Below are 13,805 nucleotides of genomic sequence, written 5' to 3' on the forward strand. Positions count from 1 at the left end.
ATAGGGCGAACCTTAAGTTCTGTCCCAGTGTGCCTCCAGGACGCCTCCCGGTGTCTTGAGGGACTCAACAGGTCTAGAGGGACAACACATGAAGAATTTCAGCGCGAAAAGCGCTCTGCTCGCCGCCGCTCTTGCTGGCAGCGTCTCGCTGTCTGCGGTGCCGGTCATGGCGCAGGACGACACCATCAAGGTCGGCATTCTGCACTCGCTTTCGGGCACCATGGCGATCTCGGAAACCACGCTCAAGGATACCATGCTGTTCCTGATCGAACAGCAGAATGCCAAGGGCGGTGTGATGGGCAAGATGCTCGAACCCGTCGTGGTCGACATTGCCTCGGACTGGCCGCTGGCCGCCGAGCTGGCCCGTCAGCTCATCGAAGTCGATGAAGTTGATGCGGTGTTTGGTTGCTGGACTTCCGTCTGCCGCAAGTCGGTGCTGCCGGTCTTTGAAGAACTCAATTCGCTGCTGTTCTACCCGGTGCAGTACGAGGGTGAAGAATCCCAGCGCAACGTGTTCTACACCGGTGCCTCCCCCAACCAGCAGGCCATTCCCGCCGTCGACTATCTGATGAACGAAGAGGGCGTCGAGCGCTGGGTTCTGGCCGGCACTGACTATGTCTACCCCCAGACCACCAACAAGATCCTCGAGCAATACCTGCTCGACCAGGGTGTGGCCGCCGAAGACATCATGATCAACTACACGCCTTTCGGTCATTCCGATTGGCAGACCATCGTCTCCGACATCGTCGCCTTCGGTTCGGAAGGCAAGAAGACCGCCGTGGTCTCCACCATTAATGGTGACGCCAACGTGCCGTTCTACCGCGAACTGGGCAATCAGGGCGTTGCTGCCGAGGACATCCCCGTGGTGGCCTTCTCGGTCGGTGAAGAAGAACTTTCCGGCTTCGACACCACCCCGCTGGTGGGTCACCTGGCCGCCTGGAACTACTTCATGTCCGTGGATACCCCGGAAAACGAGCAGTTCATCGCTGACTGGCAGGAATTCATCGGCTCGGAAGACCGCGTCACCAATGACCCGATGGAAGCCCACCTGATCGGCTTCAACCTCTGGGTCAAGGCCGTGGAAGCGGCCGGCACCACCGATGCTGACGCCGTCATCGATGCCATTGTCGGTCTCGAAACCCCGAACCTGACCGGCGGCATGGCCACCATGCTCCCCAACCACCACATCACCAAGCCCGTGCTGATCGGTGAAATCCAGGATGACGGCCAGTTCTTCGTGGTCTGGGAAACCGAAGACCTCGTACCGGGCGATGCTTGGTCCGACTTCCTGCCAGAAAGCGCCATGCTCGAGGCCGATTGGACCGCCCCAATCAACTGCGGCAACTACAACACCGAAACCGAGAGCTGCGGCTCGGCAATGTAAGGCAGCTTGCCTGACCTGGGCAGGGGCGTCGTCGCCCCTGCCGACTCGACTTTCCCGAACGACAAGGACTTGCCCCGCGATGCTGAACCTCCGCGCTCTCCGCCTGGTGCTCCTGGCCCTGCCGTTCCTGCTGCTGTCTGCAAACTCGCTCCGCGCACAAGATGCAGCAACAGACATTCCCGCCGCGATCCAGGCTATGGGCGAGGCGAACCTGCGCGAACTCAAACAGATTGTCGCCGCTCTCACCGCGACCGGTAGCGACACGGTTGTTCCGGTTCTGACCGCCCTGGGCGATGGCAATCTATATCTCGAAGAAACCTCGGGCGTCGTCCTGATCGAACGCGGCCCGGCCTATCTCGACCCACTTACGGGCGAGACCGTCGATCTGCGGGCCGATGCAGATCTCTCCAAGGTCCGCGTCAATAATGGCTTGCGGCGCGATATCGCAGCCGCCCTGGCCGGCATGACGCTGATGAGTGACAATCCGGCCCGCCGCCTCACCGCCGCGCAGGGTTTTCTCGCCAATCCCGATCCGGCCAATGTTGCCTTGCTCGACGAAGCCATCGCTGCCGAAGCCGACGCCAAAGTGCTTGCCGCCATGCAGGCCGCCCGTGCCGTCACTATTTTGGGCGATGAGGAGCAAAGCATAGAGGATCGTCGGGCCGCCGTGCCGTTAGTCGCCTCGGGCGCCGGCCGCAATGCGCTGACCGTCCTCAATGCGGCGCTCAATGACGCGCCCGGAGAACTGGCGCCGGCGATCCAGTCGGCCATTGCTGGCCTCGAACAGGAACGCGCCATCTGGGGTGCGCTGCAAAATGTCTGGTTTGGCCTCTCGCTCGGCTCGGTCCTGCTGCTGGCCGCCATTGGTCTGGCCATAACATTCGGGGTCATGGGCGTCATCAACATGGCACATGGCGAAATGGTCATGTTGGGTGCCTACACCACCTTTATCGTTCAGTTGGTCATTCGCCAGAACTTTCCCGGCCTGCTCGACTATTCCCTGCTCATCGCCCTGCCCTGCGCCTTCCTGGTCACCGGTGCGATCGGGGTCGGCATCGAGCGCGGCATCATCCGCTGGCTCTATGGCCGTCCGCTTGAAACCCTGCTCGCCACCTGGGGCCTGTCGCTGATCCTGCAGCAGACCGTGCGCTCGATTTTTGGTCCGACCAACCAGATGGTCATCGCCCCAACATGGATGTCCGGCTCGACCGAGTTCTTCGGGCTCTCGATCACCTATGGACGGTTCTGGATCGTCATCTTCGCGCTGATCGTATTCTTCATGTTGCTGCTGATCCTCAACCGCACGCCACTCGGCCTGCAGATGCGCGCAGTCACACAAAACCGCCGTATGGCCTCTGCCATGGGCATTCGCACGCCCTTTGTCGATGCCATGACCTTTGGTCTCGGCTCCGGCATTGCCGGCCTCGCCGGCGTAGCGCTGACTCAGATCGACAACATCTCCCCCAATCTGGGCCAAAACTACATCATCGACAGCTTCATGGTCGTGGTCTTTGGCGGAGTCGGTAATCTCTGGGGCACGCTGGTCGGCGCGCTGACCCTGGGCATCGCCAACAAGTTCCTCGAACCCTATGCAGGGGCCGTGCTGGGCAAGATCCTGATCCTGGTACTGATCATCCTGTTCATCCAGCGACGTCCTCGGGGTCTGTTCGCTCTCAAAGGAAGGGCAGTGGAACAATGATCGTCTTGCCTCCCCTCCCGACCTCCGGAGACCTTGCATGCTGACCCAAGCCCTGTTCCGTGCGCTCGACAAGAAGGCCATCTGGGTCATCGCCATCTTCATGGCCGTCGCGGTGCTCGTGCCCATGGCCAACCTTCTGATCCCGCCGGGTCAGTTCGGCCATGTTCCGACCTACCTTGTCTCGCTCATGGGCAAATATCTCGCCTATGCCATTCTCGCCCTCGCCCTCGACCTTGTCTGGGGTTATTGCGGCATTCTCTCGCTTGGCCACGGCGCCTTCTTCGCCCTGGGCGGCTACGCCATGGGCATGTACCTCATGCGCCAGATCGGCAGCCGGGGCGTCTATGGCAATCCGATTCTGCCCGACTTCATGGTGTTCCTGAACTATTCCGAACTGCCATGGTTCTGGCAGGGCATGGACAATTTCTGGTTCGCCATGCTCATGGTGGTCCTCGTGCCGGGGCTGCTGGCTTTCGTATTTGGCTTTTTCGCCTTCCGCAGCCGCGTCACCGGCGTCTATCTCTCCATCATTACGCAGGCGGTGACTTTTGCCCTTCTGCTGGCCTTTTTCCGCAACGATATGGGCTTTGGCGGCAATAACGGGCTGACTGACTTCAAGGATATTCTGGGTGTTTCGGTGCAGGCGCAAAGCACACGCGCCACGCTTTTCGCAGCAACCGCAATTACCTTGGCGCTCTCGGTGCTGGTCTGCTCGATGATCGTCAATTCCAAGCTGGGCAAGGTGATGATCGCGGTGCGCGACGCAGAAAGCCGCACCCGCTTCCTCGGTTATCGAGTGGAATATGTGAAGCTCTTCGCCTTCACCGTCTCGGCCATCATGGCCGGCATCGCCGGGGCGCTTTACGTCCCGCAGGTGGGGATTATCAATCCATCCGAGTTTGACCCGGCCAATTCCATCGAGGTGGTGATCTGGACGGCCGTGGGCGGGCGCGGCACGTTGATCGGCCCGATCATCGGCGCCATCGTGGTCAATCTGGGCAAGTCCTGGTTCACCACCACCCTGCCCGAGCTTTGGCTGTTTGCCTTGGGCGCGCTGTTCGTCTTCACCACGCTATTCCTGCCCAAGGGCATTGTGGGCCTGTGGAACCAGGCGCAGGGCAGAATGCGCCGCAGAACCGAGCCCGTAGCGCGGCCCGAGCCCCCCACGCCAGCTCAGTCTACAGATATCGAGCGCGGTGAAGACCCCGCCAGCTTCGGCCACGGCCCCCAACCCAAACCGGCGGAGTAAAGGCCATGAGCGCGCACACCGATACCATGCTCTATCTTGACGGCGTCTCGGTTGCCTTTGACGGCTTCAAGGCGATCAACAACCTTGCCATCATTGTTCAGCCAGCCGAGATGCTGGCGATCATCGGGCCCAACGGTGCCGGCAAGACCACCATGATGGACATTATCACGGGCAAGACCCGGCCCGACACTGGCCAGGTGCTGTTCGACGGTCGGACCGACCTGACCAGGTTGGACGAGGCCGCCATCGCCAATCTGGGCATTGGCCGAAAATTCCAGAAGCCGACCGTATTCGAGAGTCACACCGTCTGGGACAATCTGGAGATGGCGCTGAAAAAGCCGCGCGGCATCTTTTCGACGCTGTTCTACGCCGCCAGTGACAACGATGTGGCGCGGATCACCGAAATTCTCGAGACAGTCAGGCTTATCAGCCGGAAGGACGAACTCGCAGCCAATCTCAGCCATGGACAAAAACAGTGGCTCGAAATCGGCATGCTGTTAGCTCAGGACCCCAAACTTCTGTTGGTCGACGAGCCGGTGGCCGGGATGACCGACAGCGAAACCGAAGAAACCGCCAAGCTGCTGCGCAAGATTTCACAGACCCGCTCGGTGGTGGTGGTTGAGCATGACATGAGCTTTGTCCGTGAACTGGGTTCGCGCGTCGTCTGCCTTGCGGAGGGATCGGTGCTCGCCGAAGGCTCGCTCGACCAGGTCAGCGCCAACCCTGTCGTAATTGAACGCTATCTGGGGAGGTGAGAATGGCAGCTGCACTCTCAATCAATTCCATCGACCTGCACTACGGTGCCGCACAGGCGCTCAAGGGCATCTCCCTCACCTGCCAGCCGGGAAAGATCACGGCCGTGCTGGGGCGCAATGGCGTGGGCAAGTCGTCCACCTTGCGGGCCATCACCGGTATCAATCACCTATCTGCTGGTGACATCACCTTCGGCGAGGAAGTGCTCAAAAGAACCCCGCCCTATAAGCGCGCCCGCATGGGCATCGGCTATGTGCCGCAGGGCCGCGAAATCTTCCCCCTGCTCACCGTCAAAGAAAATCTTGAGACCGGCTATGCCGGCCTGGCCCGGTCCGAGCGTAACGTGCCCGAATACATTTTCGAGCTGTTCCCGGTGCTCAAATCCATGCTTGGCCGCAGGGGCGGCGATCTTTCGGGCGGTCAGCAGCAGCAATTGGCCATCGGCCGTGCGCTGGTTACCCGGCCCAAGGTTCTGGTGCTGGACGAGCCCACCGAGGGCATCCAGCCTTCGATCATCAAGGATATCGGTCGCGCCCTGCAATTTCTACGCGACGAAAAGGGCATGACCATCCTGTTGGTGGAACAGTTTCTCGATTTCTGCCGGGAGATTGCCGACGACATCTATGTGATGGACCGCGGCGAGATCATGCATACCGGACCGGCGAGCGATCTCGACCTGCCCGACGTGCGCAAACATCTGATGGTATGAACAAAAACAGGCGCCCGACCGAAGTCGAACGCCTTTTGGAAGCCGGATGAACCCGATTACATGTGGTCTTCAAGCCAGTCGCCTTCCATGCACTGTTCCAGCGTGATCAGATCGAGATCAACAGAAACAGCGGTTTCAGCCTGTGCATCGGGGACATCGACAATGTCAGCATCGCCCACGACCGAAGCTTCGTTCTCGTTTTCGGCGTCCTCGGTGCTTGAGAGCGACTGGCTTTCATCGGCCAGTTTCAGACGTTCGCAGCGAGCCTTGACGGCACCGACATCGGTTTCGGCTACGGTCTGGGTACCGATCATCATGGTCTGGGCGAAAGCCGGGGCAGCCATCAGGCCAGCGGAAAGAGCGATAGCGGAAAGTGCAGATTTAATGGTCATTTGGTACAACCTTTTGAAAATTATCTCTGAAAGAGCGTTTGCTCACCCCCTCAACGACAAGGCCAGCGGATCGTTGCAATGAAGTTTGCCGAGGCAGAAATTGTGAACGGCGCCATACTGCAGCGCGCCCGCGGCATCGGCCGCGTCGCGGCCAAGCAGGTCGGCGACCGCACGCGCCTTGCCACTTTGTTCCAGGAGGGGTGTGGCAAGATCCGCCTGCCCAACACCCATTCTAGCAGTTTAGAGGCCGTGCTGATTAACACGGCGGGCGGCATAACGGGTGGCGACTATCTGCAATGGGGTGCCGACCTGGGGGCGGGCGGTCACATGGTCCTGACCACCCAGGCCTGCGAGCGAAGCTATCGCTCCACCGGCGGTTTCGGGCGCGTCGAGACCAGCTTGAAAGTAGGCGCTGGCGGCCATCTCGACTGGCTACCCCAGGAAACCATTCTCTTTGCTGCCAGCAAGCTCGACCGCCGGTTGGAAGTCGACCTGGAAGAAGGCGCCACTCTGACCGCAATCGAGGCGGTGCTGCTGGGCCGGGACGCCATGGGCGAGGATGCCGCCGACGCCCTGCTGCGTGACAATTGGCGTATCCGTCGCAATGGTCAACTCATCCATGCTGAAGCCACCCGGTTGCACGCATCCGCTGAGGAGCGGCAGAGCCTTTCGCTGCTGAATGGAAACCGGGCCTTTGCCAGCGTACTGCACGTTGCCGCAACGCCGGACCGCGCCAGCAGCATCGGCAAACAGATCCGCGCCCTGCTGCCGGCGGACCAGACAATCGGCCTCAGCGTCAATCAATCACGCCTGGTCATACGCGCCATGGCCCAAACCGGGCTTGCCCTGCGCCGAATGATCGTACCAGTCTTGCTCGAACTCACCGCCGCGGGCAGCCTGCCCCGCCTCTGGCATCTCTAGGACCGGAAGATGAATCTCACGCCTCGCGAAAAAGACAAACTGCTCATCTCGATGGCCGCCATGGTCGCGCGTCGGCGCCTTGAGCGTGGCGTCAAGCTCAACCACCCCGAAGCTATCGCGCTGATCACCGACTTCGTAGTGGAAGGGGCGCGGGACGGCCGCGCCGTCTCCGAACTCATGGAGGCCGGCGCCCATGTTATCAGCCGCGATCAAGTCATGGAGGGCGTTGCCGAAATGATCCACGACGTTCAGGTCGAAGCCACTTTCCCCGACGGCACTAAGCTCGTCACCGTCCATCAGCCGATCCGATAACGAGGCCTCAAATGCTCAAGCGCAGCCTGTTGACCCTGGCAATCTCCATCACCGCAACCTTGCCGGCCTTTGCCCATCTTGACCCAACAGAACATGGTTCGATTGCCGCCGGCCTCAGCCACCCCCTGTTCGGCCTGGACCATGCTCTGGCCATGGTCGCTGTCGGCCTCTGGGCAGCCATGCAGGGCGGGCGCGCGCTTTGGTTGGTACCGGCCGCCTTTGTCGGCACCATGGCGCTGGGATTTATCGCTGCCATTGCCGGCATTCCCTTGCCCTTTGTCGAGCCAGTGATCCTGGCCTCGGTGATTTTCATCGGCATTGCCGTCGCACTGGCCCTGCCTGTCCCTGCCTCGACAGTTGCCGCCATGGTCGGGTTCTTTGCTTTCTTCCACGGCCATGCCCATGGCGGTGAACTGGGCGGGGCAGCTGCCTGGGAATTCGCCATTGGCTTCGTCATGGCCACGGCCGGCCTGCATGCAGCGAGCATTGGCGCCGGCCTAGCACTGGCGCGGTTCAGCGGCAAGGTGCTGACCCGCCTCGCAGGCGCGGCAACATCGTTGGGCGGCCTCTACCTGACAATCGGCGGTTGAGGATATGGCCATGATCCCCGGAGAAATCATCCCCGTCCACGGCGACATCGAGCTCAATGCCGGAGCTGAACAGATCGTGCTGGAAGTCGCCAATGCCGGCGACCGCCCGATCCAGGTCGGTTCGCACTATCATTTCTTCGAAGCCAATGCCGGTCTGCGCTTTGATCGCGGCCGGGCGCGCGGCATGCGTCTTGATATCGCAGCGGGCACGGCGGTGCGATTTGAGCCGGGGCAATCACGCGAAGTTCGGCTGGTGCCGATCTCGGGCGACCGCCGCATTTTCGGATTCCGGCAACAGATCATGGGAGATCTCTGAACCCTGTGGGCGGCGCGATATTGTCCCGGCGGGCCATGGCATCGCCGGGTGAAAGCTGGTTAAAGGGCACGTCTCGAAAAAGAGGATCGTGCCATGACCATCGAACCCAGCAAGGAAGCCCAGTTCAAGCAACGCTTCATTTCCGTCGTGGCGGATCTGCGGCAGAACGGCCTCAATGACCCGGAGGCCATGGCGCATATCGGTGGTCTGGCAGTCGAATTGTCCGATGCGCTGAACCAGAAGAGCTGGGTCGCGGTCAAGCAGAGCATGACCCCTGCGACCTATGACGAGTTGCTCGCGACTTTCCAGAAGCGCGGCACCGAGTACCACAAGGATGGCCGCACCAAACTGGCCTACGCCATCCAGCTACTAAGCGTTTCGCTGGTCGCCTTTACCCAGCGCAGCGATGCCGACATCGCGGCCGGTGAAAACCTGGTGGACCAGTTGATCGACCAGGCCGCCACGCGATACCGCCAAGTCCGTCCCAAACACTGATTGGGCTGGGGCGAGACTGGCTTGAACGACGTGTTCCGGGCCCTTGCCAGTCCGGACACCATAGGCCAAAGTCACGCCCGGGAAGCCTTTGTTCCGGGCCATTCGAACGGGACACGACATGCCAGCACGGATTTCTCGCGCCACTTACGCCGATATGTACGGCCCCACTACGGGTGACCGCGTCCGCCTCGCCGATACCGAACTCTTCATCGAGGTGGAGAAGGACTTCACCACCTATGGCGAAGAGGTCAAATTTGGTGGCGGCAAGGTCATTCGCGACGGCATGGGCCAGTCTCAACGCACCCGCACAGAGGGCGCCGTCGACACGGTTATCACCAACGCGCTGATCGTCGATCATACCGGAATCTACAAGGCTGATATCGGTCTCAAGAATGGGCTGATCGCCGGCATCGGCAAGGCCGGCAATCCCGATACCCAGCCCAATATCGACATCATCATCGGGCCCTCGACCGAGGCCATTGCCGCCGAAGGCAAGATAGTTACAGCCGGCGGCATGGACGCTCACATCCACTTCATCTGCCCCCAGCAGATCGAGGAAGCGCTGATGAGCGGGGTGACCACCATGCTCGGCGGCGGTTCCGGTCCCGCCCAGGGGACCCTGGCCACCACCTGCACCGGCGCCTGGCATATCGAGCGCATGATCGAAAGCTTCGACGCTTTCCCGATGAACCTGGCGCTCGCCGGCAAGGGCAATGCCGCAGTCGCTGCGCCGCTCGAAGAAATGATCCTTTCCGGCGCCTCATGCCTCAAACTGCATGAAGACTGGGGCACCACCCCGGCGGCCATCGACAACTGCCTCTCGGTCGCGGACGACTACGATGTGCAGGTGATGATCCACACCGATACGCTCAATGAAAGCGGCTTCGTCGAAGACACTGTCGGCGCCTTCAAGAACCGCACCATCCATGCCTTCCACACCGAAGGCGCAGGGGGCGGGCATGCGCCGGACATTCTCAAGGTTGCGGGCCTGCCCAATGTCATCCCCTCTTCGACCAATCCGACGCGGCCCTACACGGTCAACACCATTGCCGAGCATCTCGACATGCTCATGGTGTGCCACCACCTCGATCAGTCGATCCCCGAGGACGTGGCCTTCGCTGAATCGCGCATCCGCAAGGAAACCATCGCCGCCGAGGACATCCTGCACGATATGGGCGCGCTTTCGATCATTGCTTCGGACAGCCAGGCCATGGGCCGCGTCGGCGAAGTGCTGATCCGCACCTGGCAGACGGCCGACAAGATGAAACGCCAGCGCGGCCGCCTGCCGCAGGAAGCCGGCGACAACGATAATCTCCGCGTCAGGCGCTATGTAGCCAAATACACCATCAACCCGGCCATCGCCCATGGCATGAGCCAGCACATCGGCTCGATCGAAGTGGGCAAGCGGGCGGACCTTGTGCTCTGGAACCCCGCCTTCTTTGGCGTAAAGCCGGAAGTGGTGTTGCTCGGCGGCTCCATTGCGGCCGCCCCGATGGGCGACCCCAATGCCTCGATCCCGACGCCCCAGCCCATGCACTACCGCCCCATGTTCGGTGCCTATGGCAAGCTCGTAAGCCGCTCCTCTGTCGTGTTCATTTCCCAGGCCGCGCATGATGCAGGCCTGCGCAATCGCCTTGGCGTCGATAAGCAATTGCTGCCCGTATCCAACACCCGTGGCGGCATTGGCAAGGCGGCCATGAAGCTCAATACAGCGACCCCGAAAATCGACGTGCACCCCGAAACCTACGAGGTCCGCGCCGACGGCGAACTGCTCACCTGCGAGCCCGCAACGGTACTGCCCATGGCGCAGCGCTATTTCCTGTTCTGATGGGAATGGCATCCGGTGCGGAGCCGAGCGGAAAGCCATCCGCACGCCCCGCGCCTAAGGCAGGCTGATCGTTGTACCGCCTGGGGTTGAGACAAAATGGTGGAACCCTGTCTTCTCGTGAGAATTTCACTCTGTCGTTCCCCCTCCGACAAGATAAACCATGCAAGGACCAAGGAGCCAGAACATGCCCTATTTCCAGCGTGATCTCGGGACCCGGCCCCCCTCGCAGCGCAAGCTCTATGCGCTTTACGAACTGACCTACACGCTGATCGATGTGTCGGCCGCTCTGCTCTTCCTGGTAGGGTCGATCATGTTCTTCTACGATTCGCTCGAAATCCCCGCGATCTGGTGTTTTGTAATTGGATCGGCCTTATTCGCCTTCAAGCCAATTCTGCGGATTATCCGGGAAATTCACCTTGCCTCGCGAGGAGACTTCGAAGGTCTGGCACAGCGGTTCAATGGATGATTGGTCAGCAGAGATTGTCTCTCCCCGCAAACGCCATGATTATGGGGGTGCAATGATTGCCCTGCGTCCCCTGCCGCCAAAGGACACGTCCATGCTCTCGCCAAAAGCCCTGCTTGCCGCCGGATTTTCTTTCCTCGCCCCTTTGGCGGCCGTCGCCCAAGGCGATGTCACCACACTCGCCACAGTGCCGACGACGCCTGCAGCTTCCGCTGCGCTGACCCTGACACTGGAAAGCGTCAGCAATATCGAGCGCCGCACAATCAGCTATCTCTGCGACGACGATTCTGCGTTGAGCGTGCAATACATCAACGCTGCCCCCAATTTCCTGGCCATCGTACCGGTTGACGGCCAGAGTCTGGTCTTCGCCACGACGCTTTCAGCATCGGGTGCGCGCTATGTCTCCGGGCCCTATGAATGGTGGAGCCATCAAGACGAAGCCACCTTGCGCGATCTCATGCAGGACGAGGATGCCGCACCGCTGGCGACCTGCACAGAAGCCAGCAACACGCCCTGAGTGTTGCTGTGGACCCCGACGTTTCGGCTGAACTGTTTCCGCATGTGCGCATCGTCATGGGCACGGTTATCGGCCTGGCCATTACCCGGCTGCTGATGACAATAGCTGGCATCATCCAGCATCCGCATCGTGGCAAAGTCTCGGCCCTGCATATGCTTTGGATCGGCTCCTTGCTGCTTGAGCTGGTGCTGTTTTGGTGGTGGGAATTTGCACTGCATAGGATGCAGATCTGGAATTTCGGCATTGTCCTGTTCATCCTGACCTATGCCATTACCCTCTTCCTGATCGCGGCCCTGCTCTCCCCCGATAGCGTCTCCGAGTACAAAGGCTATGAGGACTTCTTCCTTAAGCGTCGCCATTGGTTCTTTGGCCTCCTGGGCGCAACCTTTGTCCTCGACACCATCGACACCCTGATCAAGGGACAGGCCCATTGGAGCCGGTTCGATTGGAGCTATTTTGGCCAGGTCCCGGTAGGACTGGCGCTGTGTATCTTCGCCTGGCGCCATGCAGACCGACGCTTGCACCTGGGCATCGTCGCAGTGCACATCACCTATCAGCTCTTCCTCATCTTCCGTTTCTTTACCACGATCAGTTAGTTCCCCCATGCTCCGTGCCACTGCCCATTTGCCCGCCGATCACGGCAAGTCCCCAATCATCGACACCATCACGTTGGCTCATGACGAGCGGCGGCTGCGACGCAAATTGCTGACCGGCGCCAAAGGCACTGAAGTCATGGTGGATTTCCCCAGCACGGTGACGCTGGATCATAACGGGGCGCTGGAACTGGAGAGCGGCGAACTGGTCTGCGTGCTGGCGGCCCAAGAGCCTCTTTATGAAATTCGCGCCCGGGATGCCGGCCATTTGCTGCGCCTCGCCTGGCATATCGGTAATCGCCACACTCCGGCGCAACTGGAGCCCGACCGCATCCTGATCAAGCGCGATCATGTGCTCAAGACCATGCTGGAAGGCCTGGGCGCCAGCGTGACCAATATCACCGAACCCTTCTTCGCCGAACATGGCGCCTATCACAGCCATGCCCACGGCGATGGCGGCCACGCGCTGTTGAACCGCAAGTGAGCGCCGATCTGCAAAAACTGCTGACTTGGATGTCGCCAGCGTTTCCCGTGGGGGCCTTTGCCTGGTCTGCTGGCCTCGAGACTGCCATAGCGCAGGGTGCCGTGTCCGACCGCGTGACCACGCAGGACTGGATTTCCGGCGTCTTGCATCACGGCAGTCTCAAGACAGATGCGATCTTGCTCGCCCATGCCCATAAAGCCCATGCAGACAAAGCAAAGCTGGCCGAACTGGCCGATCTCTGCCTGGCCCTGACCGCCGCCCAGGAGCGGCACGCCGAAACCACCATCACCGGCAAGGCTTTCGCGCTGGCCAGCGCCGCCTGGCCGACCGCTGCGCCGGTGCCCCTGCCCGAGCCCAGCCCCTACCCCATCACTGTCGGCGCATTGGCCGGCGCGCATGGCATCGACCGCCGCGACACGCTGATCGCCTTCCTCACCACCTCAATCCATAGCCAGGTGTCCGTCGCCGTGCGCCTCGTTCCCATTGGGCAGAATGACGGTCTGGCGACCATGGCCGCGCTGGAGCCGGCCATCGCGCAAGCAGCCGATCTGTGCCTTCATGCCGCACTGGATGATATTGGCAGCGTGGCCTATGGCGCAGATATTGCCCAGATGCAGCACGAGACCCTGACAACGAGGATTTTCCGGTCATGAACATGCTTTTCGCCTCCCTCATGTTCATCGGCCTGTTCGCTGTCTCGATAGCCCATCTGATGTGGGCCTTCGGACGAACCTGGCCCATCCGCGACGAGAAACTGCTGGCTCAGACCGTCGTGGGCTTCAAGAATATCGAACGTATGCCGCCAAGACTGGCCTCGCTGGCCGTCGCCGCGGCCACTTTCACCGCCGGTTGTTTTGCCCTGGCCTTGGCGGATCAGGACAGCGGCGGCTGGCCACTCAATCTGGCCGGGCTTGGCTTCGCCGCCGTGTTTCTCGCCCGCGGCATCATCGGCTATACGTCGTGGTGGGCCGGACTGACGCCCGAACCCAATTTCCGCGTCAATGACCGCCGGGTCTATTCCCCGCTCTGCCTGTTCCTGGGGCTCGGCTTTCTGGTACTCATCTATCTGCGTCTCACCTGACCACACACACGGAGCAAGT

18 protein-coding genes are annotated in these 13,805 nt (G+C 61.0%); 17 read left to right on the forward strand and 1 reads right to left on the reverse strand.

The genetic code is table 11. From position 1 onward, the window contains the following. Positions 1-88: 88 nt before the first annotated feature. The 5 genes from urtA to urtE all read left to right on the forward strand — a co-directional run bounded on the left by urtA (position 89) and on the right by urtE (position 5,794). A complete protein-coding gene (gene urtA, locus GGR20_RS06340) occupies positions 89-1,384 on the forward strand; it encodes an urea ABC transporter substrate-binding protein (protein ID WP_183310394.1) in 1,296 nt (431 codons plus the stop codon). A 79-nt stretch (positions 1,385-1,463) separates the two neighbouring features. Next, entirely contained in the window at positions 1,464-3,083 is a 1,620-nt protein-coding gene (urtB, locus tag GGR20_RS06345) for an urea ABC transporter permease subunit UrtB (protein WP_183310395.1), read from the forward strand. 37 nt (positions 3,084-3,120) lie between these two features. Then, positions 3,121-4,332: an urea ABC transporter permease subunit UrtC gene (gene urtC, locus GGR20_RS06350; protein ID WP_183310396.1), complete on the forward strand. Its 1,212-nt coding sequence runs from the start codon at positions 3,121-3,123 to the stop codon at positions 4,330-4,332. 5 nt (positions 4,333-4,337) lie between these two features. Further along, entirely contained in the window at positions 4,338-5,087 is a 750-nt protein-coding gene (urtD, locus tag GGR20_RS06355) for an urea ABC transporter ATP-binding protein UrtD (RefSeq protein WP_183310397.1), read from the forward strand. A gap of 2 nt (positions 5,088-5,089) precedes the next feature. Beyond that, positions 5,090-5,794 (forward strand): urea ABC transporter ATP-binding subunit UrtE, encoded by a 705-nt coding sequence (gene urtE, locus GGR20_RS06360; protein WP_183310398.1) that lies wholly within the window; start codon positions 5,090-5,092, stop codon positions 5,792-5,794. A 56-nt stretch (positions 5,795-5,850) separates the two neighbouring features. Here urtE and GGR20_RS06365 read toward each other — a convergent pair whose 3' ends face one another. Continuing rightward, the gene (locus tag GGR20_RS06365) at positions 5,851-6,186 is read right to left on the reverse strand and encodes a hypothetical protein (RefSeq protein ID WP_183310399.1); all 336 of its coding nucleotides are present in this window, start codon (positions 6,184-6,186) and stop codon (positions 5,851-5,853) included. A 78-nt stretch (positions 6,187-6,264) separates the two neighbouring features. Here GGR20_RS06365 and GGR20_RS06370 point away from each other — a divergent pair, with 78 nt between their 5' ends. From GGR20_RS06370 to GGR20_RS06425, 12 genes are all read left to right on the forward strand, one after another. Next, on the forward strand, positions 6,265-7,107 hold the full coding sequence (locus GGR20_RS06370) for an urease accessory protein UreD (protein WP_183310400.1): 843 nt from the start codon (positions 6,265-6,267) through the stop codon (positions 7,105-7,107). Between the two features lie 9 nt (positions 7,108-7,116). Then, positions 7,117-7,419, forward strand: coding sequence for an urease subunit gamma (locus tag GGR20_RS06375; RefSeq protein ID WP_183310401.1), 303 nt, complete (start codon positions 7,117-7,119; stop codon positions 7,417-7,419). An 11-nt stretch (positions 7,420-7,430) separates the two neighbouring features. Next, positions 7,431-8,009 (forward strand): HupE/UreJ family protein, encoded by a 579-nt coding sequence (locus tag GGR20_RS06380; protein ID WP_183310402.1) that lies wholly within the window; start codon positions 7,431-7,433, stop codon positions 8,007-8,009. 10 nt (positions 8,010-8,019) lie between these two features. After that, complete coding sequence (locus GGR20_RS06385) at positions 8,020-8,325, forward strand: urease subunit beta (protein WP_183310403.1); 306 nt, start codon at positions 8,020-8,022, stop codon at positions 8,323-8,325. Positions 8,326-8,418: 93 nt separating this feature from the next. Further along, positions 8,419-8,820: a hypothetical protein gene (locus tag GGR20_RS06390; RefSeq protein WP_183310404.1), complete on the forward strand. Its 402-nt coding sequence runs from the start codon at positions 8,419-8,421 to the stop codon at positions 8,818-8,820. Positions 8,821-8,938: 118 nt separating this feature from the next. Beyond that, positions 8,939-10,648: an urease subunit alpha gene (ureC, locus tag GGR20_RS06395; protein ID WP_183310405.1), complete on the forward strand. Its 1,710-nt coding sequence runs from the start codon at positions 8,939-8,941 to the stop codon at positions 10,646-10,648. A gap of 184 nt (positions 10,649-10,832) precedes the next feature. Then, complete coding sequence (locus GGR20_RS06400; protein WP_183310406.1) at positions 10,833-11,114, forward strand: YrhK family protein; 282 nt, start codon at positions 10,833-10,835, stop codon at positions 11,112-11,114. A gap of 91 nt (positions 11,115-11,205) precedes the next feature. Then, the gene (locus GGR20_RS06405; protein ID WP_183310407.1) at positions 11,206-11,628 is read left to right on the forward strand and encodes an MliC family protein; all 423 of its coding nucleotides are present in this window, start codon (positions 11,206-11,208) and stop codon (positions 11,626-11,628) included. Positions 11,629-11,636: 8 nt separating this feature from the next. Next, complete coding sequence (locus GGR20_RS06410; protein WP_253560117.1) at positions 11,637-12,224, forward strand: hypothetical protein; 588 nt, start codon at positions 11,637-11,639, stop codon at positions 12,222-12,224. A gap of 7 nt (positions 12,225-12,231) precedes the next feature. Further along, a complete protein-coding gene (locus tag GGR20_RS06415; RefSeq protein WP_183310408.1) occupies positions 12,232-12,705 on the forward strand; it encodes an urease accessory protein UreE in 474 nt (157 codons plus the stop codon). Beyond that, positions 12,702-13,358 (forward strand): urease accessory UreF family protein, encoded by a 657-nt coding sequence (locus GGR20_RS06420; RefSeq protein WP_253560119.1) that lies wholly within the window; start codon positions 12,702-12,704, stop codon positions 13,356-13,358. The genes GGR20_RS06415 and GGR20_RS06420 overlap by 4 nt, the downstream gene beginning before the upstream one ends. After that, positions 13,355-13,786, forward strand: coding sequence for a DUF3995 domain-containing protein (locus tag GGR20_RS06425; protein ID WP_183310409.1), 432 nt, complete (start codon positions 13,355-13,357; stop codon positions 13,784-13,786). Before GGR20_RS06420 ends, GGR20_RS06425 begins: the two co-directional genes overlap by 4 nt. The last annotated feature ends 19 nt before the right edge of the window (positions 13,787-13,805 follow it).

It is taken from the genome of Devosia subaequoris, from assembly GCF_014197055.1.
Taxonomy (GTDB): domain Bacteria; phylum Pseudomonadota; class Alphaproteobacteria; order Rhizobiales; family Devosiaceae; genus Devosia; species Devosia subaequoris.

Coding starts and splice junctions, on each gene's coding strand:
- urtE (WP_183310398.1), top strand. CDS start 5,090: ATGGCAGCTGCACTCTCAATCAATTCCATCGACCTGCACTACGGTGCC.
- GGR20_RS06385 (WP_183310403.1), top strand. CDS start 8,020: ATGATCCCCGGAGAAATCATCCCCGTCCACGGCGACATCGAGCTCAAT.
- urtA (WP_183310394.1), top strand. CDS start 89: ATGAAGAATTTCAGCGCGAAAAGCGCTCTGCTCGCCGCCGCTCTTGCT.
- GGR20_RS06415 (WP_183310408.1), top strand. CDS start 12,232: ATGCTCCGTGCCACTGCCCATTTGCCCGCCGATCACGGCAAGTCCCCA.
- urtB (WP_183310395.1), top strand. CDS start 1,464: ATGCTGAACCTCCGCGCTCTCCGCCTGGTGCTCCTGGCCCTGCCGTTC.
- urtD (WP_183310397.1), top strand. CDS start 4,338: ATGAGCGCGCACACCGATACCATGCTCTATCTTGACGGCGTCTCGGTT.
- GGR20_RS06365 (WP_183310399.1), bottom strand. CDS start 6,186: ATGACCATTAAATCTGCACTTTCCGCTATCGCTCTTTCCGCTGGCCTG.
- urtC (WP_183310396.1), top strand. CDS start 3,121: ATGCTGACCCAAGCCCTGTTCCGTGCGCTCGACAAGAAGGCCATCTGG.
- GGR20_RS06375 (WP_183310401.1), top strand. CDS start 7,117: ATGAATCTCACGCCTCGCGAAAAAGACAAACTGCTCATCTCGATGGCC.
- GGR20_RS06405 (WP_183310407.1), top strand. CDS start 11,206: ATGCTCTCGCCAAAAGCCCTGCTTGCCGCCGGATTTTCTTTCCTCGCC.
- GGR20_RS06425 (WP_183310409.1), top strand. CDS start 13,355: ATGAACATGCTTTTCGCCTCCCTCATGTTCATCGGCCTGTTCGCTGTC.
- GGR20_RS06400 (WP_183310406.1), top strand. CDS start 10,833: ATGCCCTATTTCCAGCGTGATCTCGGGACCCGGCCCCCCTCGCAGCGC.
- ureC (WP_183310405.1), top strand. CDS start 8,939: ATGCCAGCACGGATTTCTCGCGCCACTTACGCCGATATGTACGGCCCC.
- GGR20_RS06380 (WP_183310402.1), top strand. CDS start 7,431: ATGCTCAAGCGCAGCCTGTTGACCCTGGCAATCTCCATCACCGCAACC.
- GGR20_RS06390 (WP_183310404.1), top strand. CDS start 8,419: ATGACCATCGAACCCAGCAAGGAAGCCCAGTTCAAGCAACGCTTCATT.
- GGR20_RS06370 (WP_183310400.1), top strand. CDS start 6,265: ATGAAGTTTGCCGAGGCAGAAATTGTGAACGGCGCCATACTGCAGCGC.